Origin of the sequence: Pseudarthrobacter sulfonivorans (assembly GCF_031454915.1) — a bacterium.
In the GTDB taxonomy this organism is placed as follows: Bacteria; Actinomycetota; Actinomycetes; order Actinomycetales; family Micrococcaceae; genus Arthrobacter; species Arthrobacter sulfonivorans_C.
On record NZ_JAVDRS010000001.1, the window covers coordinates 330,391 to 355,026 of the forward strand.

A 24,636-nucleotide genomic window follows, 5' to 3' on the forward strand; every position below is an offset into this window, starting at 1 on the left:
GCTTGTTGGTTGTCTGCCCTGCTGTGCCCTGTTTGGGACCAGAGGTGACAACCGATCCAACAAAAACGTTCGTGGTCATGTCCGGTGCAATCCGGCAGGGCTGCGGCAACAACAGTTAGCGGAGGGTATGGCCAAGAAGGACGGGGTCATTGAGATCGAAGGCGTTGTGACTGAGGCGCTGCCTAACGCGATGTTTCGCGTTGAGCTGACCAACAAGCACATCGTACTCGCGCATATCTCAGGCAAGATGCGCCAGCACTACATCAGGATTCTCCCTGAGGACCGGGTAGTGGTGGAACTGAGCCCTTATGACCTCACTCGGGGTCGTATCGTCTACCGCTACAAGTAAATTCTGGGCGGCATCAGCGTGAGCTGAAGGCTGCTCCAGTTGACCAACTGCCACACGCAAAGGAACGCCATGAAGGTCAAGCCGAGCGTCAAGCAGATCTGCGAAAAGTGCAAAGTGATCCGCCGTAATGGCCGGGTCATGGTGATCTGCGAGAACCCGCGCCACAAGCAGCGCCAGGGCTAATTTCCCTCTTGAGGGAAATCCTGGGTTGCTAACCCACGCAAGTAAATAAAAGGCAGCACAAGCTGAACTGGGACGTATGAGCCCGGACAGCTAACCCCCGGTCGGAGGCTGGGGCCGCACAGAACGTGCGGGTGTACTGCCTACGACCTCCGGTTTATTCAAGGAGCACTGCCACTATGGCTCGTCTCGCTGGCGTAGACATTCCCCGCGAAAAGCGGTTGGAAATTGCGCTTACTTACATCTACGGCGTGGGCAAGACCCGTGCACACGAAACCCTGGCTGCCACTGGCATCAGCGCTGACGTCCGTGTTAAGGACCTCACTGATACCCAGCTGGTTGAGCTGCGTGACTACATTGAAGGCAACTACAAGGTTGAGGGTGACCTTCGCCGCGAAGTAGCAGCTGATATCCGCCGCAAGGTTGAAATCGGCAGCTACGAAGGTATTCGCCACCGCAAGGGCCTGCCAGTGCGCGGACAGCGTACGAAGACGAACGCACGTACCCGCAAGGGTCCGAAGCGCACCGTTGCAGGCAAGAAGAAGGCCCGTTAAATCCTCCCCACTTGCCCCTAAGATCGCTGGCGCGATTTCAAGGAACCCTGCAAGTGTGGGCCCATCCAACGGCCTTCCCCCAATAACTTTCTGTAGGAGAAAAAATGCCCCCGAAGACTCGTGGCGCGGTTCGCAAGCCGCGTAAGAAGGACAAAAAGAATATCGCGCTGGGCCAGGCGCACATCAAGAGCACTTTTAACAACACCATCGTTTCCATCACGGATCCGAACGGCGCTGTTATCTCTTGGGCTTCCTCAGGTGAGGTTGGCTTCAAGGGCTCACGCAAGTCCACCCCGTTCGCAGCCCAGATGGCTGCCGAAGCTGCTGCCAAGCGTGCGCAGGAGCACGGCATGCGCAAGGTTGACGTTTTCGTCAAGGGACCGGGTTCCGGACGCGAGACTGCAATCCGCTCGCTGCAGGCCGCTGGCCTGGAGGTTGGCTCCATTCAGGATGTCACCCCCGCAGCGCACAACGGCTGCCGTCCGCCGAAGCGCCGCCGCGTCTAAGGCTTTTCCAGCAGCTTGAGCTTGCCCGGACCGTCAATGGTCCGGGCAAGCCCAGCCGCGTTAAGTCTTCAGACCGAATTTCCACCACCTGTGTTGCGTCATATAGCGGATGCTCGCCGAAAGGAAACCTAAGTGCTCATTGCACAGCGCCCCACCCTCTCCGAAGAGGTCGTCTCCGATAACCGCTCGCGTTTCATCATTGAACCGCTGGAACCGGGCTTCGGCTACACCCTCGGAAACTCCCTCCGCCGTACCCTGCTTTCCTCCATCCCCGGTGCCGCTGTAACCAGCATCCGGATCGATGGCGTGCTGCACGAGTTCACCACGGTTCCGGGTGTCAAGGAAGATGTCACTGAGATCATCCTGAACATCAAGAGCCTGTCGGTTTCCTCCGAGCACGATGAGCCGGTTGTTGCTTACCTGCGCAAGCAGGGCCCCGGAGTCGTCACCGCCGCGGACATCGCTCCGCCGGCCGGCGTCGAATTCCACAACCCGGATCTGCACATTGCCACGCTGAACTCGAAGGGCAAGTTCGAACTCGAACTGACCATCGAGCGCGGCCGCGGCTACGTTTCGGCAGCTCAGAACAAGTCCGGCGATTCCGAGATCGGCCGTATCCCGGTCGACTCGATCTACTCGCCGGTACTGAAGGTTACTTTCCGCGTGGAAGCAACCCGTGTTGAGCAGCGCACCGACTTCGACAAGCTCATTGTCGACGTTGAGACCAAGCAGGCCATCGCTCCCCGCGATGCTGTTGCTTCCGCAGGTACCACCCTGGTGGAACTCTTCGGTCTGGCCCGCGAGCTGAACACCGCAGCTGAAGGTATCGAGATTGGCCCGTCGCCGACGGATGCTGCCCTGGCAGCAGACATGGCCCTGCCGATCGAGGATCTGGACCTCACCGTCCGTTCCTACAACTGCCTCAAGCGTGAGGGCATCCACACCGTGGGTGAACTTGTTGCACGCTCCGAGGCTGACCTCATGGACATCCGTAACTTCGGTGCGAAGTCCATTGACGAGGTCAAGGCAAAGCTGGTTGAACTGGGCTTGTCCCTCAAGGACTCGCCTCCCGGTTTTGACCTCGCAGCACGCGCCGCAGCAATTGAAGAGGACGACGCCGCCTTCGGCGACGACGAACTCTAACAAACAGATCTTGGCCGGCTGGCTGGATGCACCACGGTGTGCGCAGCCCACTGGCTTCCATATGAGGAGAAACTATAATGCCTACCCCCGCTAAGGGTCCGCGCCTCGGAGGCGGAGCGGCTCACGAGCGTCTTATGCTCGCGAACCTGTCCGCCGCACTGTTCGAGCACAAGCGGATCACCACCACGGTGACCAAGGCCAAGCGCCTGAAGCCGTACGCCGAGCGTCTGGTGACTTTCGCCAAGCGCGGCGACCTGGCTTCCCGCCGCCGTGTACTCGGCCTGATCAGCAACAAGGGCATCGTCCACGAGCTGTTCACCGACATTGCACAGGCAGTGGAGAACCGCGATGGCGGCTACACCCGCATCACCAAGATCGGCAACCGCAAGGGCGACAACGCTCCCATGGCTGTCATCGAACTGGTTCTCGAGCCGGTTTCCGCCAAGCAGGCCGTTGTAGCCGAGGCTACTTCCGCTGCGAAGCGCGGCGCCGACAAGAATGAAGCCGCTGCTGCTCCGGCTGCAGAGGAAGCTCCCGAGGCCGAGGTTGTAGAGACCGAAGCTGCTGCTGCTCCTGAGGCCGAAGCCGAAGCTGCAACCGAAGAGGCCCCGGCCGCTGAGGAAGCTGCCACCGAAGAGGCTCCGGCCGCTAAGAAGGCTGCTAAGGCTCCCGCCGCTAAGAAGAAGGACGAGGACGAGGCGAAGTAGTTCGCTCGTTCCGTCGCATAGACTTAGGCCTATGAACCACCAAAAACCCGCGGCCCCCGTTTTGGGGGGCGGCGGGTTTTTGCGTGTGCGGCTTGATTTATCGTACGACGGCGGCCCCTTCAGCGGGTGGGCGCTGCAGCCTGGCCTGCGGACCATCCAGGGAGTCCTTGAGGATGCTTTGGCGCTGCTGGTGCGCCGTCCGATCCGCGTGACCGTCGCCGGGCGGACGGATGCGGGCGTGCACGCCCGCGGGCAGGTGGTGCACCTGGACCTGACCGAAGCCGAGTGGCTGGCGCTGCCACGCGGGCACGAACTTGATCCCGCCGTCGCGCTGTTGCGCCGGATCCGCGGGGCGCTTAGCCGCGGCCTGGGTGATTTGTCTGGGGCGATCGAGGTACACCTGGTGTCCCTGGCGCCGGTCGGGTTCGACGCCAGGTTCTCAGCGCTGTGGCGACGCTACAGCTACCGCATCGCGGACGGTCCCGCCCTATGGGACCCCCTCGAACGGTACTTCACGCTGTGGCACAAGAACCCGCTGGACGTTGACCTCCTGAACGAGGGCGCCTCAAAGCTGCTGGGGCTGCAGAACTTTCTCTCCTACTGCAAACCGCGGGAGGGTGCCACCACCGTCCGTGAACTGCAGCGCTTCGAGTTCCACCGCAGTGAGGACGGCGTTATTGTGGCCACCGTCCAGGCCGACGCGTTCTGCCACAACATGGTCCGGTCCCTGGTGGGATCGGCCCTCTTCGTGGGCGAAGGTGAGGAGGAACCGGGCTGGCTGCATGACCGGCTCATGGCCAAGAAACGCGACGCAAAGTCCGTCCTGGCGGCTCCGCACCCGCTGGTCCTTGAGGAAGTGGCCTACCCGTCCGACGACGAGATGCTGGCGAGGGCTGAGCTGACGAGGGCCGTGCGGAAGCACTAATTCCAAGCCCGGTGGTTGTTCATGGGTGTTTCGCGCTGCTCAACCAGCCGATTCGACGGGCAGGGTCATGGTGAACGTGCTGCCGCCGCCGAGGGCGCTGTGGCACGCGATGGCCCCGCCGTGGCGTTCCAGGATGGTCTTGGTGATGGACAGGCCCAGTCCCGCTCCCGGGATGGCTGCGTCGCGGGCGGACTTCGCGCGGAAGAAGCGGCTGAAGACCTTCGCGGCGTCCTCCGGGGCCATGCCCATCCCGGTGTCCTGAACGGCGAGCCGGACCCATTCCCTGGTCCCGGAGGCGCTGATGGTCACGGTGCCACCGTCGGGGGAGTACTTGATGGCGTTGGACACCAGGTTGTCCAGCGCCTGCCCGATCCGCAGCGGGTCGGCGTAGGCCCACAGCGGGGAGGGCACGTCGGCCACCAAGGCCACGGACGAGCGTTCGGCCTGCGCCTGGGCTGAGCCGATGCTGGTCTCCACGAGCCCGGAAATGTCAGTGCGTTTGGGGTGGACCTTTAGGGCTGAGGATGCCTCAAGCGTCAGGTCTGAGACGAGGGCAAGCAGGCGTTCGGAGTTGCGTTGGACAACTTCCAGGCGCTGGACTGCGACGGCGGACATGCCGTCGCTGTCCTCCAGCGCCAGGTCAACGTTGCCGAGGATGGAGTTGAGCGGGGACCGGAACTCGTGGGAAACGTTCGAGACCAGTTCCTGGTTCGCCGCGATGGCCTCCACGAGCCCCGTGACGTCGCTGAAGACCACCACCGCTCCGGTGAGGCGGCCGGCGTCGTCCATCAACGGCCTGGCAGCCGTGGACACCGCGCGCTGCTGCGGTGCCTCGCCGATCCAGACGAGATAGTCCGCGAAGGATTCGCCGTCGATGGCGCGGCGGATGGGACGCTTGTCCGGCGGCAGGGGAGTCACCTTGTCCTGGGCAAAGACGGGCTGCTGGGTGTCGTCGGCAAGACCGACGTCGGACAGTGCCGCGGTCTGCTGCCAGCGCCGCATCTGGTTGTTCGTCAGCAGCTGGTTTCCGTTCGTATCAACGGCAACAATTCCGACGTCGGTTGCGTCCAGGATGGTCATCAGGAGTTTCTCGCGTTCCCGGCTCGCGGCGAGCAGCTCCCGCAGTTCCTCGCCAAGGGCTTGCAGCTCGCGCTGCTGGCCGCGCATATTGACGCTGGCGAAGCGGATCGCCAACGATACGGCCAGCATCATCAGCGGGAACAGAACCAGGGCCGTGATGTCGGCCGCCGTGAAATTGGGAAATTTTCCGGCTGTCGAAGGAAGCATGACCAGGAACGGCCCCACGGCGCTCAGCACGAGGTTGGTCCGGACCAGCATTCCGGAGGCCGCCAGCCAGATGACCGGAAAGACCACCAGGATTGCCAGTCCGGGCAGGAGCGGTGCGGCTCCGTTCCGGAGAAGTCCGATCGCCAACAGGTCAAGCACCGGAATGATCAGATAAGCGCTGTTTCGCAGCCGCTCCCAGGGTGTCACAAAGCAGGCCACGAACAGCAGGAGGTGGAGGGCGAGTCCGGCCAGATAGGCAGGACTCGACAGAAGGGACGGCCACGTGAATGGAGTGGCCACGCCAATAATGCTGACAATGAGGGACAGCGGAAGCTGGCATAGAGCTACCTGCGTGCGGCGGCCGAGCTTCCTGAAATAGAGTGCCACTCCCCGGGGTGAAGGGCGCACAGCCATAGGGTCTCCAACTTTCCTGACGGCCCCCAACCGTCCCCAAAAGAAATTTTCAGCAGCCGAATTTCTGAAGGCTGGATCAGGCAACCTTCAGAATCCTAATGTGCATGTGTTGTCATGGTAATTGACTTTTCAAACCTAAACGCCAGAAGGGGTGTCATCTGCCGTTCATACTTGTAGCGTATAGAGAGTTGGAGTGGAAAAGGGGATTAGCGCTGGGCTGATGGGGGCCTTTTCCACCTGGCAACAGGGATAGTAAATGGAAGATCTTGGGGTAGCAGTAGTAATCGAAGACGACGCGGATATACGCAACCTCCTGGAGGGTGTGCTGCGTCAGGCAGGGTTTGTGGTCCATACCGCCGCCGAGGGACGGGAAGGCGTGGAGGTGGTCCGGAACAACGCGGCCCAGGTGGTCACGTTGGACATCGGTCTTCCGGACATTGACGGTTTTGAGGTCCTGCGGCGGATCAGGAACTTCAGCGATGCGTACGTGGTCATGCTGACCGGCCGGACCGAAGAGCCGGACTTGCTCTCGGCCCTGAACGCCGGCGCAGATGACTACATCGCGAAGCCTTTCCGGCCGCGCGAGCTCAGGGCGAGGGTGGCCGCAATGATGCGCCGGCCCCGCCATGAGATCCACCGGCCTCCGCAGGCGGCGCCTTCCTGGGCGGCTGCTCCGGCTGCACCGGCGTCCCTCGGTCAGGCTTTCTGGGGACACCCCGCGTTGGGGCAGGGTGCATCCGGAAACTCTTCACCCGGCCACTCCATGTCCGGCCACTCTTCAGCAGGACAGCCCGGGATCCTGCAGCATAACGGCCTGGTTCTGAACTACCGGACGCGCACCGTGGTGATCGGCGAGACAAATCTTGGGCTCACCCGGAGCGAGTTCGACCTCCTGCATACGCTGCTCCGCGGCGAGGGGGCCGTGTGTACGCGGTCCGATCTGGTCCGTGCGGTGCGGGGTGATCTCTATGAGCCCGATGCCTATATCAGTGAGGCCGATGAGCGGGCTGTCGAAGTGCACGTCGGGAATCTCCGCCGCAAGCTCCGGGAGGACCCGCACTCGCCGCGCTGGCTCCAAACGGTGCGCGGAGTCGGCTACCGGCTCGCTCCCCAGAGGACTGACCTGCAGGGCTGGCCTGGACAGGCCTGACCGGGGCCTAATCTTTGTGGATGTAGTTGGCCTGGAGTTCCGAGACGGTCCGGACTCCGTGTTCGGCCAAGCCTGCCAATAGTTTGTGGCCCTGGACGAAGTCGTCCTTGCGGACGGCGTCCTCTAAGGCCTGTGCCAGCACGGCCAACCGGATGCCGCCCACCATGGCGGACGTGATCCGCAGGCTGATCACGGCGTCCAGGGCGGCCGGGCGGTCCTCGGCCCGCACGGCTGCCTCCAGCCGGCTGAAACGCTGGTCCCACAAGGCCGCGTAGTCGCGGGCAAATCCGCGGGCGAGTTCTGGGCCGTCAAGTTCGGCTTCCAACTCGGCCAGGATCTCCGGTTCAACCCACCGCGCAGGCTCCCCGCCCGCCGTCGGCATGCCAGGACCCACGCTCCCTGCGGAGCCCGCAGCCACGGGCCCCGCAGGGACACCCCCGCTGCTGGAGGTGAGTGGTGGACTGTCCATGCTTCAAGGCTACTTCCTGTTGTTAAGTGGGAGCCCATTTTCAGTAGATCCTGTGGAAAACTTGAGTCATCCTTGCATGGGGTGGCCCGCCGTCATTGGGCGCTGAACGTGACAACCGTGTTGATAACAGCAGGGCCGAGAATGGCGATGAAAAGCACCGGAAAAATGAAGAACAACAGCGGGAAAAGGATCATCACGGGCAGTTTCATGGCCTTTTCCTCGGCACGCTGGCGGCGTTTCACCCTCATGACCTTGGCCTGGATCCGCAGCACCCGGCTGATGGCGATGCCGTAGGTGTCGGCCTGGACCACGGCCTGGACGAAGCTCCGCAGTTCGGGGATGCTGGTCCGTTCGGCCAGCGCCTGGTAGGACTCGCGGCGGCTGCGGCCCACCTGCATGTCCTGCAGGGTGCGGACCAGTTCCTCGGCCAGCGGTCCCTTGCCGTTTTCGCCGGCGCGGGCCATTGCCCCTTCGAAGCCGAGGCCCGCCTCCACCGAGATCAGCATCTGGTCCAGGGTGTTGGCCAGTTCCAGCTGGATGGCCTTCTGGCGTTCCATGCCCTTGCTGTAGAGGAGCAGATCCGGGATGAAATAGCCCAGGAAGAGGAGGAACATGCCCGCCAGCTTCATGATGGGCGTGCTTCCGACGGCGGCCAAGTAGATCCCGAGTGAGGCACCCGCCAAGCCGAGGGCCAGTTTCGAGCCCAGGACTTTTCCCAGGGGCATGGAGAGCGGCCGGCCTGCCAGTGAGAGCAGCCGGTCCAGGAACGCGACGTACGTAGGCGGGGTCAGCCGGCGCCCGATGGACTCGAGCAGGCTCGTTTTGGGCGGGGCCACCTCGCCGTTGAGAGTGGCCCCGCGGCTGAGGAGCTCGGCTGTGGCCACGCGGCCCTTCTGGTCGGCGGTCAGAAGTGACCAGGTGACTGCGCCAAGGGGAATGCAGACCAGAACCGTTGCGAGAAGGATCAGGGGGCTCATCGTCTCCTCAGAACTTCAGGTCGATGATCTTGCGCATCCACAGCGCGCCAATGGTCATCAGCACAAACGATGCGCCGATCATGGCCCAGCCCAGGGGATGGCTGAACATGGGGTTCATGTAGTTCGGGCTGACAGCGAGCAGCATGGCGACGATCCCGAACGGCATAGCGATGAGGATGTAGGCGGAGAACTTGCCTTCGGCGGCGAGGGCTTTGATGTGGCCCTTGATCTCGCCGCGCTCGCGGATGGTCTCGTTGACCTGGTCCAGGACCTCTGCCAGGTTTCCGCCCACTTCGCGGTTGATCTGGATGGCCTGGGAAACCCAGACGAAATCCTCGTTCTTCATCCGGAGGGCAGTGTCGTTGAGGGCGGCAAGGAGGTCGCGGCCCAGGCTGGTCTCGGTGATCACGCGCCGCATCTCCTCCGACGTCGGCTTCTGGGACTCCGCGGCGGCCGCGTCAATGGCGCGAAGAATACTGTGGCCCGCGCGGAGGCCGCCCGCGAGGAGCTGAAGGGTATCGCCGAGCTGGGTATCAAACTTCGCCCGCCGCTTCCCCGCGAGATACCCGAGGACCACGTGCCCCACAAACGGTGACAGCAGGGCGAGCAACAACCCGACCAGCGGCCCCACGGCCACGATGCCCACGAGGATTCCCACACACGCGCCCGCAGCCACCAGGATGAAGAACTCCGCCTGGCTCAGCCGGAGGCCGGCGTTTTCAAGCTGCGCCCGGGAGAAGAGCCGGACATTTCGTCCGGCCAGCATCCGCTCGAACGAGACCACCGCGGACGCTGAAAGGCGCGCCAGCGTGGTGGGCGGGTTTGCTTCGAACGGACGACGGCGGTCCATGGGCACCTCGGGCGTGCCGGGCGCCAGCACCGCGATGCCAAGGAGGCTGACAGCTGCCAGCAGGACGACGATCCCAATGTACAGAGCGGTCATTTGATCACCGGGGAGAGGGAGCCGGCAAAGACAGCCGGTGAGACGTGGATGCCCAGGTCCTCGAAGCGGTCGATGAACCGGGGCCGGATGCCGGTGGCCACCGGCTTGCCGAGGAACCGGCCATGGGCGTCCACCCCTGCGGAGTAATCGAAAACGAAGGCGTCCTGGAGAGTCACGATGTCCCCTTCCATGCCCTGCACCTCGGTGACGTGGGTGATGCGGCGGGACCCGTCGCGCAGGCGCGAGATCTGGACGATGAGGTTCACGGCGGAAGCGATCTGTTCGCGGATGGCCCGCAGCGGCAGGTCCATGCCGGCCATCAGCACCAGGGTCTCCAGACGGGCAACGGCGTCACGCGGCGAGTTGGAGTGCACGGTCGAGAGGGACCCGTCGTGGCCGGTGTTCATGGCCTGGAGCATGTCCAGGGATTCGCCGCCGCGGACCTCGCCCACCACAATGCGGTCCGGCCGCATTCGCAGGGAGTTGCGGAGCAGTTCGCGGATGGTCACCGCGCCCTTGCCTTCAGTGTTCGGGGGACGGCTTTCCAGCCGGACCACGTGCTGCTGCTGGATCTGCAGCTCCACGGCATCTTCGATGGTCACGATCCGTTCGTCTGCCGGGAGGAAGGAGGACAGGACATTGAGCAGCGTAGTTTTCCCGGTTCCCGTGCCGCCCGAGACGATGATGTTCAGCTTGGCCTTCACACAGGCGTCTAGCAGTTCAGCCATTTCCGGAGTCAGGGTGCCGAAGTCGATCAGGTTCCGGACCGTCAAGGGCACCTTGCTGAACTTACGGATTGTCAGCGACGACCCGCCCACAGCCAGGGGCGGGATGACGGCGTTGACGCGTGAACCGTCCTCGAGCCGTGCGTCCACCAGGGGCGAGGACTCATCGATCCGGCGTCCAACCTTGGACACGATCCGCTCAATCACCTTCCGCAAATGCTCTTCGGAGCTGAACCGGGATTCGGTGAGGGTCAGCTTGCCCTTGCGCTCCACATAGATCTGGTCCATCCGGTTGACCATGATTTCCGTGACGGCAGGATCGTCCAGCAGGCGCTGCAGCGGGCCATAGCCCAGAACGTCGTCGGCGACGTCGCGGACCAGCCGGGTGCGCTCATCGGCGGAAAGCGGGACCTGCTCAGCGTCGATGATCCGGGTGAGCTCTTCCTTTGCGGTGCTCCGCAGCTCGGCCTCGGTGACGGACGCGTCGTTGAACCGTGCGCCCATCCGTTCAAACAGGGCGCTCGCGGCCCGGAGTTTCATCGCCGCAAAGACATCCACGGGTTGCGCCTTGGGTGCCTGCGGGGGAGGTTCCGGCGACGTGGCGGGTGGAAGTACGACGGCGGGAGGCTGCGTTCCAGCGGAGTGCTCCACCCGTGCGGCGCTCGCCGCATGCTGCGGCACTGAGGTGCGTACCGGCGTCGTACCTTTGACGGCAGGGTTCAGGGCAACCGCCGGGTGGACGCCCTGGTTCCGTTCCTGGACGGATTGGATCCGGTCGGAGAGTTTCACTAGATGACCACCCTTCGGTGAAGCTTGCGTTGGGCCTGCGTCCGCCAGACGGGGTTGAAGCGTTCAACCAGCTGTTTGAGGCTTTTGACGGCGGGATCCTTTTTCGATTCCTGGAGGACGGGGATGCCCCGGTTGGTGGACAGGGCCACGGCGCGGGACCGCGGGATGCTGACGTCCACGGGCGCGCCGATGGTGGACTCGACGTCCTGGACCGTCAGGCCGGCCTTGGGATCGGCCATGTTCAGGACCACGTGCCGTGACTCAGGCCTGATTTCGAGTTGCCGGAGGACTTCCAGCCCGGACCGCAGGCCGCGCAGGCTGGGGATGTCCATGGCGCTGACCCACACCACATCGGTGCACTGTTCCAGGGCCGCGAGCCCGATCTCGGGGAGGCCGGGCGCGGTGTCCAGGACCACGTACTGGAATTCCCGCGCCAGCTGTTCCAGCAGGTGGGTGATTTGCTCGGGCGTGATGTGGTCTGCGTCCACCGGATTTGGGGGAGCGCAGAGGGCATAGATTCCGGCCGGGTGGACCGTGAGGAAGGCCTTGAGGACCAGGGAATCCTGGGCTGCGGCAGGTGTCACGGCGTCGGTGACGGTGTGCTCGGGGTTGAGGTAGAGGCCGGAGGCGACGTCGCCGAACTGCAGGTCCAGGTCCACGATGACCACGCTCATGGGGGCGATCTGGCCCAGGCCGATGGCGATGTTGGTGGCGAGGGTGGTTTTGCCCACGCCGCCCTTGGGGGAGAAGACGCCGACGACGAGTCCCGTGGCGCCGTTTTCGGGCGGAGAGGCGTCGAACGACCGGTTGCGCGTGGCGAAGGACTGGCAGGCACGTTCCAGGAGGACACGGATTTCTGCGGCCTCGGCGTGCGGGCTCAGCATGTCCCGGATCCCCGCCCTCATGGCGTGCAGGAGGAAGACGGGATCGGCGTCGCTGACCAGCACAATGCTGAGGCCGGGAAGCTGGACGTCGAAGACCTTGGCGAACCGCAGCGCTTCTTCCGGGGGTACGTCGGGTCCGATGATGAGAACCTCGGGCTGCTCCTGGTTGAGGAGGGCGAAGAGCTCCTGCGGCCCGGCGGGCAGGATGTCCGAGGCGAGCGTCTGGACCGAGCCCCGGAGTCCGTGCGCGACGGCCGCGCGGAGTTTTTGGTCAAAGTCGGTGTTGGGGGAGAGGAGGACGAAGCGGCTCACTTGTACACCACGTCCTTGCGCTCGATGCGGGGGCCGTTGTTCTTCGCGTTGAGGGGTTCCTTGGTGAGCCAGAGGCGGCCGAACTCGGAGGCGAAAACGATCTTGCCGGCGTTGATGTCGTTGACGGCGACGGTGAGCATGAGGGACCCCTCGGGAAGCGTGGTGTCCTGCGGGTCGGGCGCGCCTTCCGCCGGCTTTTCGGCGGGTGCGGTCTGCGGTGCCCGCTGGACCGCGGTCACCAGAGCCTTGCGAACTGTCAGCTGGCTCGTTGCATCGTCGAGATTGGCTTTGTTCGCTCCCTTCTCGAACGAGAGGAAAAAGCCAACGTGGTCGCCTACTTCGATTCGCCCGCCAACAATGCGTTTGGGCTCGACTTCGAAGGAGACTTCCTGAAGTCCCGCCGGTATTTTCACGGCGCCTTCGGACTTGACCGCCTCAGGGGCGATGAGACGTTCGGCGAGGAGCTGCTCGCCAGGGACGAGAGCTACAGCGCTAACGGTGCCGGCGGCATTATCCAGGGTGCTGAGTGCGGTGTCGGCGACACCGGCGGCCGGAACCTTCTCGATGACGAGAGACGCGGCCATCTCATTGACGGGAGTGCCGGCGGGAATGGCCTTATTGACCACCAGGACGTCCACCGGTTTGGTGGTGGCCATCGCGCGCTGGTCGGCGCCCTGCGCGTAGAAGATGACAAGGAGCGCGCCCACAATCGCCAGGGCAATCGCAGCCGTTCCGGCGAGCAGGCGAGACTTCACTTGTTACTCCTGGTGTGGTGGTGCGAATGATCAAAGTGTCATGCGGACGATGGTGGCCCCGTACTCGTCCACGGGTCCTAGGGTGTAGCCGTCGGCGAGGGAAACAAACTTGACGAAGCTGCCGATGATTCCGCGGCAGCCACCCTTACATTCCGTCGCCTTGGTCACGCCGGTTGTGCTCGAGATCTGGTTGCGGAACGTGTACGGCAGACTATTGTCATCAGGCCCTCCTTTGTCGTCGCCACCGCTGAATTTCCAGCCGGTCACATCAAAGGCGGCAAAGGAAACAAGGCTATAGATTGCTCCTGCTCCTGTGCCCGTGACCTTGTCGAAGACAGGAAGCAGAACAGTGACTTTGCGGCCTGCAGTCATTTCCGCTGCCCAGTGGTTCAGCTCCGTGACGCAATGTCCAGGGGCGTTGTTGCCGGTATCGCTGCCCCCCTCGCTGAGGGCAAGATCAATAGTGCCGCCGCACTTGCCGGTATCCGGGGCAAGCCAGCCGAAGCCGCCCGCCACCGCCGCACCGGAAGGACCGTAGTTGCAGTCCGGATTGGCGTCTTTGCCGTGGTCTTGGAGGCGTTGCAGCGATCCGTCGACGTGGCCCTTCACCTGGCAGATGGAGAAGGCCAGGGGAAAAGCTGTCCGCCCGGCCTTCGGGCTGCCCCACACAGCCGAAGCGCGGGCTCCCACCTGTTTGCTCGGGATACCGAGGATGTTTGCGAAGAACAACGAGACAGAGTTGTCTGCTCCGCCGGTTTCCTTAGCCGACGTTGTGACTGTCACCGTCCTGGCCGTGGTGTTGAGGTCGATGTTGTGCACGTTACTCATGCCGTCTAGGGCGTTTTGGTTCGCGAGGCTGCCAGCGAGAGGCGACGTCGCCGAACATGAACCGGTGGTCGATTTTCTAGCGCATTCTTGTGCGGTGGCGACGGCAGCGGCATCTGCACCGCTTTGTAGCTGCGCCCGCTCCGAGTAAATTGCTCCGACATCGACGGCGATAGCCACCGAGCCGAGCAGGACAACCATGAGAATGGCGACGAGCACCGAGATCGCACCGCGGTCCTTGCTCTGTACGCCCCGCGTCAGCCGCCGCACAGCATGACCCCTTTGCCTGTCATTGGGAACGGGCCCGCGATGCCGGTGAGGGTGGACAGGTTGTACGAGATGGTGAGTGTGACCTGGCTGCCCGAACTGCACACGGTGGTGCTGAGCGTGACGGCCGAGTTAGGAATAGTGCTGCTAACACTTGCCGCTGCATTTCGGGCTGCGGTCTTCGCGCCAGCGGGGTCGTTGGCAATGGCCATGACACGGACCCCGTCGCGGGCCGCATTCGTGAGGGTGATCTGGGCGTTATAAGCGCGGCCGAATTCGATCGTTCCCAGCACCAGCATCAAGAGGAGGGGCAGCAGGATCGCGAACTCGACGGCGGCTGCACCGCGTTCGGAATCGCGTGACACCTGCCGCACCTCCTCTTGAATGGATGGGTCCTCGACTAAGCAAGGTGATGCGAATCCGATATGGGGGTCCGGAACCGCAAGAGGGATTAGTTCGTGGGAAGGGTGGTCGGTACGGCGCCGCCCACGTTGTTGAACATGGTCTTGAGGTTGTCGCCGAGAAGGGTGACGGCGATGATGATGACGACGGCGATGAGCGCAACCATAATGCCGTATTCGACGGCCGTGGCGCCCTTCTCCTCGCGGCGAAGACGGATCATGAAGTTGGTGTAAAGAGAAAGCATTTCGTACTCCTGAGCGAGTCGGGTGGCTGGCCCTGCACCAGCTCTAAAACGAAGCTAGCAACCGTTGACCCGTCGTTGATCGAATCTTGCAACATCCTGCGCAAAGGTTTTCCCAGGTGCGCGTTTCCTGTGCTACTCCATGGCAGACACTGCGCTGAAGCTTGGGATCAAGGCTGCCCGGGCACACAAGCGGACCCCCTCGGTTCTGGGTGCCGAGGGGGTCCGGTATTTGGGGCGCCGAATGGCACCTTGGGACTGCTTACAGCAGCGTATTCATGATGTTGATGGCTGCCGGGCCCAGGAGAACGATGAAGAGCACCGGGAAGATGAAAACCAGGAGGGGGAAAAGTACTTTGACCGGGAGCTTCATAGCCTTTTCCTCCGCTCGCTGCCGGCGCTTCACCCTGGCCTGCTTGGCCTGCGTTCGAAGGACTTTGGCGAGCCCAATGCCGTACTTGTCGGCTTGGATAACAGCTCGCACGAAGCTGCGCAAGTCCGCAACCGACGACCTATCGGCTAATGACTGGTAGGCCTCTTGGCGAGGACGCCCAACCTGCATGTCCTGAAGCGTCCGCATCAGTTCTTGGGCTAGTGGTCCATCGCCGTATTGGCCCGCCCTGGCCATGGCAGCTTCGAAACCAAGTCCGGCCTCAACAGAGATCAGCATCTGGTCCAGAGTGTTGGGCAGTTCGAGCTCTATTGCTGCCTGTCGTTTGGTCCCCTTGTTATAGACCAACAGATCAGGAACAAAGTAACCAAATGCTGTAATCACGATTCCGATGCCCACACTCTGCAGCGAGGGCGAGTTCCGGAAGGCAAGTAAGCCAAGTATGGCTCCAGCCAGCGCGAGAATCGGTTTCGAAATGATCAGTTTGTCCAAGGGCATGGACGCTGGGCGTCCTGCTAGGGAGAGCCACCGGTCCAGTTTCGCTTCGTACGTGCCGGGGGTCAGCCTTTTGGCGACGCCCAGCAACAGGGGAGGACGCGTTGCGGCTATTGCCCCGTTTTGGGCGAATCCTTGGCCGAGGTTTGTCTTGACCGCCAGCGCACCACGGCGGTCCAGAGTCACAAGAACCCAAGTAAAGTACGCGAGCGGAAGCACAACCGCCGCAATTGCTAGGAAGGCTATTGGAGTCATGGTTGTCCCCTAGAACTTGATCTTTACAATGCGGCTCATCCAGAACCCGCCGATGACGAACATGACCAGGCTAACGGCCACCATTATGTTGCCCACGGGCTCGTCAACAAAGACGCTCATGTAGCCGGGATTGATGACGGAAAGCATGAGCGCAACCCCGACTGGCATGGCCATCAGGACAATTGCTGACATTTTGCCCTCCGCGCTGAGGGAGCGCACCTGGCCTTTGATCTCGCTGCGTTCTCGAATGGTACCGGCCACTTGTTCGAGCACTTCAGCCAAGTCGCCTCCCACTTCCCGATTTATCTGGATAGCCTGTCCAATCCAGCGGAAGTCCTCACTGCCCATTCGCTCTGCAGTTTCCTCCAAGGCCTGCCTTGCGTCCTTGCCGATGCGAGTTTCATTGACAATCCGCGTCAATTCCTCCGACGTGGGCGCCTCGGATTCCAAGCCGGCGGCCTCCAGCGACCGCATGACGCTGTGACCTGCACGTAGACCACCGATGAGCATCTGGATAGTATCGATGAGTTGAGCTTCGAATTTACCGCGGCGACGGTCCGTGCGAATACTTAGGACGAGCCGTACAACAAACGGCGTGGCCACACCGATGAGGATACCTATCACCGGAGTGGTCAGCAGCGTCCCAAGGAACCCGGCCAGGAAGGCAACGACGGACACCAAAACAGTGAAGTCTGCAGGGCCCAACTTGACTCCCGCGTTGTACAGCAACGCCCGGTGGAACGGTCCGCCGGACTTGCCCAGAACTCCGCCCATACGATCGACCAGCGACTGTGAAACTTTGCTGAATGAGGAATTTTCAGAGTAGGTCTGCGGCCGTCTGCGATCGACCGGAATTGCACCGTATCGTGGCCTTAGAACTAGAAAGAACAGCACAAGCAGCGCGCCGAAGCACAACACAATCGCGACTATGAAAAGCGCCGGGGTTTCCATGGCTTACCGCCTCGCCTGCGGAGTCATGGCGTTGCCAAAAACTGCCGGTGATACCGCAATCCCAAGTTCCGAAAATCGATCCAGGAATCGCGGACGGATCCCCGTCGATACGGGCTTGCCAAGGAATCGTCCTTGCGCGTCCATTCCCGCCGCGTAGTCGAAAACGAACACGTCTTGGAGGGTGACGATGTCTCCTTCCATTCCCTGGACCTCCGTCACGTGCGTCACGCGGCGGCTTCCATCGCGGAGCCTGGTGACTTGGATGATCAGGTCCACGGCTGACGACACTTGTTCGCGAATGGCGCGAAGAGGCAGGTCCATCCCCGCCATTAGCACCAGCGTCTCCAGGCGTGCCACCGCGTCTCGAGGAGAGTTGGCGTGCACCGTGGATAGGGAACCATCATGGCCTGTGTTCATGGCCTGCAGCATGTCCAACGATTCGCCGCTGCGAACTTCACCAACAATGATCCGGTCCGGGCGCATACGAAGTGAGTTGCGGACCAGTTCGCGAATACCGATCGCGCCCTTCCCTTCAATATTTGGCGGCCTGCTCTCCAACCGAACCACGTGCTCCTGCTGCAACTGCAGTTCAACAGCGTCTTCGATAGTAACAATGCGATCATCTTCGGGGATGAATGAGGACAGGACATTTAGGAGTGTAGTTTTTCCGGTTCCCGTGCCGCCGGAAACAATGATGTTCAAACGCGCCTTCACGCAGGCGCTGAGCAGCTCCGCCATTTCCACGGTGATCGAACCCCATTCGATGAGATTCCGAACCGTCAGAGGCACGTGGCTGAACTTGCGGATGGTGAGCGACGGGCCATTCACCGCCAAGGGCGGAATGATGGCGTTCACTCGCGAGCCATCCTCCAATCGAGCATCCACCAGCGGCGAAGATTCATCGATTCGACGGCCTACCTTGGACACGATTCGTTCGATGACTTTCCGTAGATGGTCATCGGAGCTGAATTGCGAACCAGTCAAGGTGAGATGGCCATTTCGCTCGATGTAGATCTGGTCAAAGCGATTGACCATAATCTCGGTTACGGAAGGATCTTCCAAAAGTCGCTGCAGAGGTCCTAATCCCATGACCTCATCCGCAATTTCGCGAATGAGGCGGCGCCTTTCTTCCGGCGAAAGAGGAACCTGCTCTTCGTCGATTACCGCAGAAAGCTCCTCTACCGCAGTTGCCCGGAGCTCTTCTTCGGAGGCCGAAGCATCGCCGAATCGCGTTCCCATCCGCTCGAAGAGCGCAAGCGCAGCCCGTTGCTTAAGGCCGGCAAGGGCATCGACAGCCGGCGGCTGCGTTCCATGCAGGGACGCTAATGGAGATCCATACGGTGCACGCGCCGGTGCCGCCGGAAAATCCGGAAGACCCTGCGCTGACGGAGTAGTTCCCCCCAAAGTATTTGCGATCTCCTCTGAGTTGGCTGATGCACCGCCATTGCTTGACTTGGAGAGCCGATCTGAAAGTCTCACGACACAACCACCCTTCGGTGAAGTTTGTTCTGGGCGGAGGACACCCACTGCGGATCGAATCGATCCACGAGTTTCTTTAGGCCCTTTGAGGCTGCGTCCCTGGTCGTGCTCTGCAAAACCGGAACGCCTCGATTCGTCGAGAACGGAAGCGTGCGTGAGCGTGGAACAACGGCATCAATCGGGACACCGATGGTGGCCTCGACATCCTGTACCGAGAGTCCGCTCTTGCGGTCCGCAAAGTTGAGCACGGTGTGCCTCCCTTGCGGGAGAAGTTGAAGTTCCTTGAGGACGCTGAAGCACTTGCGGAGACCGCGGACACTTGGAATGTCCATCCCGCACACCCAAACCCCATCGGTTGCCTGTTCAAGCGTGGCTAGGACATGTTCGCCCAAACCGGGAGCGGTGTCCACAACGACGTATTTGAACTCACCAGCCAGCTGGTTGATAAGGCGCCCGACGTGATCGGCAGTGATGTAGTCCGATTCGGCCGGTGTCCGTGGAGCGCAAAGGGCATAGATTCCGGCCGGATGTACCGTGAGGAACGCCTTAAGGACCATCGAGTCCTGCGAGGCAGATCCGTGCACGGCCTCCGTAATGCAATGTTCCGGTTCCAGCATGAGCCCCGAAGCCACGTCCCCGAACTGCAAATCCAGATCCACAATTACTACTCCCATCGGAGCGACCTTGCCCAAACCGATGGCCAGGTTGGTTGCCACGGTGGTTTTGCCGACGCCACCCTTGGGGGACATGATAGCGATGACTCGGCCTCTCTCTTGCCCTGACTCAGCAGCAGGGGCCATGCCCCTGCGGCGGCTGGCAGATGCGAGGCATGCACGCTCGAGGAGTATGCGGAGGTCGTTTACAACGATTTCCGGAGTGACCACGTCCCTAATGCCGGAATGCATGGCTCGAAGGACAAGCTCGGGGGCGGGCTCCGCAATTAGGAGGAGACTGACCTCAGGGTATTGAAGGTCGAATACAGTTGCGAGCTTCAGGGCATCCTCTGGAGCGACCCCAGGGCCAAGGATCAGGACTTCCGGCGGGGCGCCATTGAGCTGCCTGAAAACGTCGTCCGGTCCACCAGCCAGGACCTCGGGGGACAGGGTCTGTAGTTCGCCATGCAGCGCACCGGTGATAGCCTGCCGCACGCGGCTCTCAAAGTCCCGTACCGCCGTGATGGCAACAAAGCGGCTCACTTGTACAGCCCTCCGAAGGTAGTGACGGGGGGATCGCTCTTCGTTGAGGCAGGAGACTGCTTGGAGAGCCACAGGGTGCCAAATTCGGCGCCAAACACCATCTTCGCGGCGTCTGAGTCACTTCTGGCGACCGTTACGAACGCTGAACCGGTCGGCATCTGTACGCTTTTTTCGGTAGTCGTAGACTGTTCCGTCTCCGGAGTCGCCTTCTGTACTGCCGTGACCAAAACATCGTGAAAAAGAAGGCCGGTGGACTGCTTCCAGCCCTTGACCTCTGCTGGAACAGTTGCTCCTGCCGGCATGTTTTCGTCTGACGTGAAGGAAGCAAATACGGTCACGGTATCCCCCGCTTCAATCCTGCCGCCCAGCAAGCGCTCTGGGGCCAAGAGGAAGGTGACCTCTTCCAATCCGACAGGTACCGGCACAGTGCCTGGGACGAGTTCGCGCGGGTCAATCATGCGAGATGCGAGCAACTGTTCGCCGGGCTGAAGATCAACCGCTGTAACTTTGCCGTCAAGGTCGCTAAGTGATCCAAGCGCTCCCTCGGGTACGGCTGATTTAGGAATTGACTCTGATCGTATCTTGGTCCCAAGGTCAGATGCCTTAGTTCCGGCGGGGATAACCTCCTGGACAACCAGGATGTCGACGGGTTCCAATCCGGCCTGCGCACGACTTGCCGCACCTTGAACGTAAACGAAAAGTAGAATGGCACCAACGACGGCTAGTACGAGTGCCGCAATGCCTCCCAGTAGGCGTGATTTCACTTCATTTGCTCCTTTTCTAGATGAGACTGAATGAGCCGGGGGTACTCGGCTCTAGGTGGGCCTCAATTGCTTAGAAAGACCCGCGTGGCACCGTAATTGGGCAGTCCGCCCGTAGACGTGTTTCCCTCTTCCACAGAGACAAAGCGGGTGAAATATCCTTGAATGCCTCGGCAGTTGCCGCCGTCGCACGCTGGGGCGAGCGGATCCAGGTCGGTGAGCCCAGGACCACCGCCGAACTTGAAGCCGGTTACTTGAAAAGCGAGGAAGCCAGCCAACTCGTACGTAGTCTTCTGACCGTTCTTAGTGGCGTCGGTGAACACAGGAATGAGGACCGGTGCATTCTTGATCGTGGCAGGCATGCTTTGGCAGACACTTGGCAAGTCGTTGCCGGGGTTGCTGCCAACTTCGCTATTAGCGACGTCGACGTTCGTTGAGCAGCCAATGTCGGTGTCCAGCCAACCAAACCCGCCTGGTGCATAGCCATTTTGAACCTCGCAACCCGGAAAAGTCGGCACATTCTGGTCGTAGCGAAAGAGGACACGAGTGGGCACGGGATCCCCGGTAAAGGTCTTTGTCGAAGCAAATTCAGCCAGTTGCGCTGGCGTCAGAAAGTTTTTGAACACACACTCACTGATGGTCCAAGGCAAAGTTGTTGCTTCAGAAGGTGTGCCCCAGGAAGCTTCTGCTACGGCATGAATCACCGCCGTGTTATTGCCCAGTACTCGTGCAAAGAACAACGAAAAGCTGTCGCTTGTCGAACCTGCCTCTTGGGCATTCGCTTCAACCCGGACAGTGCTCGAATTTGGTTGAGTTACGGAGAAGACTCCGGTAGAGCCGTCATTCGCGTTTTGGTTTGCAAGTCGATTGTTAGGGTCGCCCATCGCATCGACGCAGTTGACAGCTTTTGCACACTGGCCGGCGATGGCCAAGGCTGTGGCGTCTGCGCCATTCTGAATTTGAGCCTTTTCGACGTACATCGCCCCGACGTCCACAGCGAGAGCTGCGAAACCTAGGAGAGCAACCATTGTGAATGCGACGACGACAGCCGCTGCGCCCCTCTGGCCGCTGTGAAGTCCTCTGGAACGAACTAGCCTCACTAAGCGTGTCAGCCGCCGCATCTCATCACTCCTACACCTTTAAGTTCCATCGGAAAGAGTCCTGGTGCTCCGAAGAAGCCGGCATCCAAGAACTTCGAAATGGACGACACGGTTACTTTGGTGGTGACGGTTACGTTCTTTCCGGATCCGCAGCTCGTCGCGTTATGGGTTACTGTCACACCGAGCCCGGTTAGTGAGGGAGCGGCCGCCAGTGCTGTTGTCTGGACGTTGAGACTGCTGTTCTTATAATGGATTGCAGCGTCGCGCGCACCTTCGCGCGCGGCCTGGGTTAAGGAGTTCTGAATGTTGAACACCCGGCCGAACTCCATGGTGCCGATAAGAATCAAAAGTAATAGCGGTAGTAGTACGGCCATTTCAACGGCCACTGCACCCCGCTCTTTCTGTTTCGGTTTCAAGACCGTCTCCCCGGACTCGGTTTGGCTATGTATTCCTGAGATCCAAGCCTTAGACTCGGAGAGCCAAATTGGCCCCGGTGACTGTCATTGGACTTGTCCCGGGGCCAATTGGCTTTACGATCAGTTAGAGCTTGAGGACCGTGTCATCGAAGAGCTTGTCGATGCCGACACCCAATGCAGCCGCACCCACCGCAACGATGATGGCGATGAGGGCGACCATCAGTCCGTACTCAACCATCGTTGCGCCCTTTTCCGATGAGAGGCGATCCTTGACGCCGGCGACGAATGCCATCATCGAGACCATAAGAGAAGTCATTGTATTGTCCTTTAATTCGGTGAAATTGATTTGAATGGATTTCAACGAATTTCCAGCTGCCCCCTAATTCCCTAGCGGCTGGACTTCGCTAAGAAGAGATTGTCATTCACGAGTTCCGGCAACAATGCGTAGAGGTACTCGACTTTCTCAGGGTCTATTCAATGACGTACTCGAAACACAATCCTGAGTACTCGCATTATGCATGTGTGTACGCAGGCCACTACTCGGACGCGGCAGCGTAACTGATCGATAGCGGCCCGGAGAGAGCCTCGCTGCCTAGATCAAGAAGAGCGCAACGGCCGCCGCGGCAAAAAGCATGGACGGCCCGTGGGGCACCTCAGAGGCACGTTCTCCGCGGTTCCTGCGTAGGACGAACAGCGTGACGATTCCGTTCAGGATGAAGCCCAGCAGGCCGCCGTACAGCAGTTGGCTCCAGCCTAGGTACCCCAAGTAAAGGCCGATTGGTGCCGCGAACTTAACGTCGCCCATTCCCATGCCTGCAGGGGAGATTAACGCCAGAATCAGGTAGACGGCGAACAGAATTGCCGCGCCGGCGGATGCTCGAAGCAGGTCTGTCCACCCCGATCCACCAAAAATCGCCGCCAGAAGGAAAAAGAGCCCGCCTAATAAGAGGGACAAAACCAGCGGGTTCGGTAGTAGATGCAACGAAATATCAATTCTGGCCAGCTGCACACCCGCAACGGCCAACAAGACGAACGCCGGAAGCCCGGCATCCGCTCCGAAGCGCCAAGCGAAAGCGGCGGATAGCAGGCCGGTGATCAACGCCGTCGACATGCGGACGCGCGTGGCCGGCAGCCCGCCGATGCGGGGGAGGAGCCTGGCGATCAGCGAGTCGGCGAGAGGTGAAAGAATGAGTCCCAGGAGTCCGATTCCGGCCACAAACAAAGGCAATGTCGAACCGGCGTTGCCCAAAGAAGTCATCGAGTTCCCCTGTTTGTACGGGCCGGCGGGTGGCGAAGGCTGTCCGGCTCACCCATTTTGACCCGGACGCCCGGTTCAAGCTAACATTGGTAGTCGTTGTGCGTGTCCTTTCTCGATGATGCGTGCCCGCTTGAGAATCCGGTTGCAGGATAACTACTCAACGAGCACATTCGAGACTTCTGGATGACTGGTTACATAGAGCCCTCACCTCTGTTCCGGTAGCGCATAGATAGTAGGTGCACACGTTTGAGTGACACCTTAACAAGAACGCCAGAACAAGAACGAGGCAAAAACCGTGCGTACGTACACCCCGAAGCCCGGCGATATCAACCGCCAGTGGCACGTCATTGACGCCACAGACGTTGTCCTTGGTCGTCTTGCTAGCCAGACCGCAATCCTGCTGCGCGGCAAGCACAAGGCCACCTTTGCGTCCCACATGGACATGGGCGACTTCGTCATCATCATCAACGCTGAAAAGGTAGCCCTCACCGGCGCCAAGCTGGAGCAGAAGCGCGCATACCGTCACTCCGGCTACCCGGGCGGCCTGACCTCCGTCAACTACGCGGAACTCCTGGAATCCAATCCGGTCCGCGCCGTTGAGAAGGCCATCAAGGGCATGCTCCCCAAGAACTCCCTCGCTGCACAGCAGCTGGGCAAGCTGAAGGTGTACCGCGGTGCAGAGCACCCCCACGCCGCCCAGCAGCCCACGACTTTCGAAATTTCCCAGGTCGCCCAGTAGTCCTGGCCACCAAACAACTTATCTATACAAGGAGAATCGTGGCTCAGAACGAAGAGACCACCGAAGCCGTAGTGGCTGAGGAACCCCTGACCAGCTACACCTCGGAAAGCGGTCCTGCGGAAGCAGAAGCGCCCAAGAAGGAACGCCCGGCCCTGACCGTTGCCGGCGCCGCAGTTGGCCGTCGCAAGGAAGCTGTTGCCCGCGTGCGCATCGTCCCCGGCACCGGCAAGTGGACCATCAACGGCCGCGCGCTGGACAACTACTTCCCGAACAAGCTGCACCAGCAGGATGTCAACGAGCCCTTCAAGATTCTTGATCTTGACGGCGCCTACGACGTCATCGCCCGCATCCACGGCGGCGGCATCTCCGGCCAGGCCGGTGCCCTGCGCCTCGGCATCGCTCGTTCACTGAACGAGATCGACGCCGAGAACAACCGCGCCACCCTCAAGAAGGCCGGTTACCTGCGCCGTGACGCCCGCGTCATCGAGCGTAAGAAGGCCGGTCTTAAGAAGGCCCGTAAGGCTCAGCAGTACTCCAAGCGCTAAGTCCGCTTGCACAAGAGCCCGTCCCGCCATTTGGCGGGGCGGGCTTTTGTCATGCAGAGTACGGAAAGTCTTCGTCGGCGCTGTCGGCCTCCCGACGTAATGGCTGGGACACCGCCACCCGTCGTTCGAACATCCCGATCAGTCACCCGCGGCCCGCAAAGGTGTGGATTTCGGTGTTTTGGCCTTCGGGCGGTTTTCTTCTCCGGTGGCACTACACCGCCGTTCATCTTTGGTGGCCGGGACCGA

Annotated in this window: 29 protein-coding genes; 10 read left to right on the forward strand and 19 right to left on the reverse strand. The window is 61.3% G+C overall.

All coding sequences use genetic code 11. From position 1 onward, the window contains the following. Positions 1–127 precede the first annotated feature (127 nt). From infA to J2808_RS01540, 7 genes are all read left to right on the forward strand, one after another. On the forward strand, positions 128–349 hold the full coding sequence (gene infA / locus J2808_RS01510) for a translation initiation factor IF-1 (protein WP_009358723.1): 222 nt from the start codon (positions 128–130) through the stop codon (positions 347–349). Positions 350–418: 69 nt separating this feature from the next. Next, positions 419–532, forward strand: coding sequence for a 50S ribosomal protein L36 (gene rpmJ / locus J2808_RS01515; protein ID WP_009358722.1), 114 nt, complete (start codon positions 419–421; stop codon positions 530–532). A 176-nt stretch (positions 533–708) separates the two neighbouring features. Then, positions 709–1,083, forward strand: coding sequence for a 30S ribosomal protein S13 (gene rpsM / locus J2808_RS01520; RefSeq protein WP_066293239.1), 375 nt, complete (start codon positions 709–711; stop codon positions 1,081–1,083). A gap of 104 nt (positions 1,084–1,187) precedes the next feature. Beyond that, positions 1,188–1,589, forward strand: coding sequence for a 30S ribosomal protein S11 (rpsK, locus tag J2808_RS01525; protein WP_018769149.1), 402 nt, complete (start codon positions 1,188–1,190; stop codon positions 1,587–1,589). 132 nt (positions 1,590–1,721) lie between these two features. Continuing rightward, complete coding sequence (locus J2808_RS01530) at positions 1,722–2,732, forward strand: DNA-directed RNA polymerase subunit alpha (protein WP_056344331.1); 1,011 nt, start codon at positions 1,722–1,724, stop codon at positions 2,730–2,732. A 77-nt stretch (positions 2,733–2,809) separates the two neighbouring features. Then, on the forward strand, positions 2,810–3,439 hold the full coding sequence (gene rplQ / locus J2808_RS01535; RefSeq protein ID WP_309810598.1) for a 50S ribosomal protein L17: 630 nt from the start codon (positions 2,810–2,812) through the stop codon (positions 3,437–3,439). A gap of 31 nt (positions 3,440–3,470) precedes the next feature. Beyond that, positions 3,471–4,364: a tRNA pseudouridine synthase A gene (locus J2808_RS01540; RefSeq protein ID WP_309810601.1), complete on the forward strand. Its 894-nt coding sequence runs from the start codon at positions 3,471–3,473 to the stop codon at positions 4,362–4,364. A gap of 39 nt (positions 4,365–4,403) precedes the next feature. Here J2808_RS01540 and J2808_RS01545 read toward each other — a convergent pair whose 3' ends face one another. Next, on the reverse strand, positions 4,404–6,065 hold the full coding sequence (locus tag J2808_RS01545) for a sensor histidine kinase (RefSeq protein WP_309810602.1): 1,662 nt from the start codon (positions 6,063–6,065) through the stop codon (positions 4,404–4,406). Between the two features lie 256 nt (positions 6,066–6,321). Between J2808_RS01545 and J2808_RS01550 the strand changes: the two genes are divergently transcribed. Beyond that, positions 6,322–7,215 carry a response regulator transcription factor gene (locus J2808_RS01550; protein ID WP_309810603.1) on the forward strand — a complete coding sequence of 298 codons (894 nt, stop codon included), beginning with the start codon at positions 6,322–6,324 and terminating at the stop codon, positions 7,213–7,215. Positions 7,216–7,222: 7 nt separating this feature from the next. Here J2808_RS01550 and J2808_RS01555 read toward each other — a convergent pair whose 3' ends face one another. From J2808_RS01555 to J2808_RS01640, 18 genes are all read right to left on the reverse strand, one after another. Further along, positions 7,223–7,684: an Hpt domain-containing protein gene (locus tag J2808_RS01555; protein WP_309810604.1), complete on the reverse strand. Its 462-nt coding sequence runs from the start codon at positions 7,682–7,684 to the stop codon at positions 7,223–7,225. Positions 7,685–7,776: 92 nt separating this feature from the next. Beyond that, entirely contained in the window at positions 7,777–8,661 is an 885-nt protein-coding gene (locus tag J2808_RS01560; protein ID WP_309810606.1) for a type II secretion system F family protein, read from the reverse strand. A gap of 7 nt (positions 8,662–8,668) precedes the next feature. Then, positions 8,669–9,604, reverse strand: a complete 936-nt coding sequence (locus tag J2808_RS01565) for a type II secretion system F family protein (RefSeq protein WP_309810608.1) — start codon at positions 9,602–9,604, stop codon at positions 8,669–8,671. After that, complete coding sequence (locus J2808_RS01570) at positions 9,601–10,869, reverse strand: CpaF family protein (RefSeq protein ID WP_397427979.1); 1,269 nt, start codon at positions 10,867–10,869, stop codon at positions 9,601–9,603. The genes J2808_RS01565 and J2808_RS01570 overlap by 4 nt, the downstream gene beginning before the upstream one ends. Positions 10,870–11,117: 248 nt before the next feature. Continuing rightward, positions 11,118–12,314, reverse strand: coding sequence for an AAA family ATPase (locus tag J2808_RS01575; RefSeq protein ID WP_309810615.1), 1,197 nt, complete (start codon positions 12,312–12,314; stop codon positions 11,118–11,120). After that, a complete protein-coding gene (gene cpaB / locus J2808_RS01580; RefSeq protein WP_309810618.1) occupies positions 12,311–13,069 on the reverse strand; it encodes a Flp pilus assembly protein CpaB in 759 nt (252 codons plus the stop codon). The genes J2808_RS01575 and cpaB (J2808_RS01580) overlap by 4 nt, the downstream gene beginning before the upstream one ends. A 30-nt stretch (positions 13,070–13,099) precedes the next feature. Next, complete coding sequence (locus J2808_RS01585; protein ID WP_309810622.1) at positions 13,100–14,164, reverse strand: pilus assembly protein TadG-related protein; 1,065 nt, start codon at positions 14,162–14,164, stop codon at positions 13,100–13,102. After that, positions 14,152–14,526, reverse strand: a complete 375-nt coding sequence (locus J2808_RS01590) for a TadE/TadG family type IV pilus assembly protein (protein ID WP_309810626.1) — start codon at positions 14,524–14,526, stop codon at positions 14,152–14,154. Before J2808_RS01590 ends, J2808_RS01585 begins: the two co-directional genes overlap by 13 nt. A gap of 86 nt (positions 14,527–14,612) precedes the next feature. Beyond that, a complete protein-coding gene (locus J2808_RS01595; RefSeq protein WP_309810629.1) occupies positions 14,613–14,807 on the reverse strand; it encodes a Flp family type IVb pilin in 195 nt (64 codons plus the stop codon). Positions 14,808–15,066: 259 nt separating this feature from the next. After that, entirely contained in the window at positions 15,067–15,945 is an 879-nt protein-coding gene (locus J2808_RS01600) for a type II secretion system F family protein (protein ID WP_309810632.1), read from the reverse strand. Positions 15,946–15,954: 9 nt separating this feature from the next. Continuing rightward, the gene (locus tag J2808_RS01605; protein WP_309810635.1) at positions 15,955–16,896 is read right to left on the reverse strand and encodes a type II secretion system F family protein; all 942 of its coding nucleotides are present in this window, start codon (positions 16,894–16,896) and stop codon (positions 15,955–15,957) included. Between the two features lie 3 nt (positions 16,897–16,899). Then, on the reverse strand, positions 16,900–18,213 hold the full coding sequence (locus tag J2808_RS01610) for a CpaF family protein (protein ID WP_309811812.1): 1,314 nt from the start codon (positions 18,211–18,213) through the stop codon (positions 16,900–16,902). Positions 18,214–18,371: 158 nt separating this feature from the next. Further along, positions 18,372–19,571 carry an AAA family ATPase gene (locus tag J2808_RS01615; RefSeq protein ID WP_309810638.1) on the reverse strand — a complete coding sequence of 400 codons (1,200 nt, stop codon included), beginning with the start codon at positions 19,569–19,571 and terminating at the stop codon, positions 18,372–18,374. Continuing rightward, positions 19,568–20,335 (reverse strand): Flp pilus assembly protein CpaB, encoded by a 768-nt coding sequence (gene cpaB, locus J2808_RS01620; RefSeq protein WP_309810642.1) that lies wholly within the window; start codon positions 20,333–20,335, stop codon positions 19,568–19,570. Before cpaB (J2808_RS01620) ends, J2808_RS01615 begins: the two co-directional genes overlap by 4 nt. 62 nt (positions 20,336–20,397) lie before the next feature. Then, positions 20,398–21,453, reverse strand: a complete 1,056-nt coding sequence (locus J2808_RS01625) for a pilus assembly protein TadG-related protein (protein ID WP_309810645.1) — start codon at positions 21,451–21,453, stop codon at positions 20,398–20,400. Beyond that, on the reverse strand, positions 21,441–21,848 hold the full coding sequence (locus J2808_RS01630) for a TadE/TadG family type IV pilus assembly protein (protein ID WP_309810648.1): 408 nt from the start codon (positions 21,846–21,848) through the stop codon (positions 21,441–21,443). Before J2808_RS01630 ends, J2808_RS01625 begins: the two co-directional genes overlap by 13 nt. A gap of 124 nt (positions 21,849–21,972) precedes the next feature. Then, entirely contained in the window at positions 21,973–22,164 is a 192-nt protein-coding gene (locus J2808_RS01635; RefSeq protein WP_309810651.1) for a Flp family type IVb pilin, read from the reverse strand. Positions 22,165–22,440: 276 nt separating this feature from the next. Next, the gene (locus tag J2808_RS01640) at positions 22,441–23,106 is read right to left on the reverse strand and encodes a prepilin peptidase (protein WP_309810654.1); all 666 of its coding nucleotides are present in this window, start codon (positions 23,104–23,106) and stop codon (positions 22,441–22,443) included. 295 nt (positions 23,107–23,401) lie between these two features. On the opposite strand from J2808_RS01640, the gene rplM reads away from it, so the two are divergent. Beyond that, a complete protein-coding gene (rplM, locus tag J2808_RS01645) occupies positions 23,402–23,845 on the forward strand; it encodes a 50S ribosomal protein L13 (RefSeq protein WP_309810659.1) in 444 nt (147 codons plus the stop codon). Positions 23,846–23,883: 38 nt separating this feature from the next. Further along, positions 23,884–24,390, forward strand: coding sequence for a 30S ribosomal protein S9 (gene rpsI / locus J2808_RS01650; protein WP_309810661.1), 507 nt, complete (start codon positions 23,884–23,886; stop codon positions 24,388–24,390). Positions 24,391–24,636: the final 246 nt, after the last annotated feature.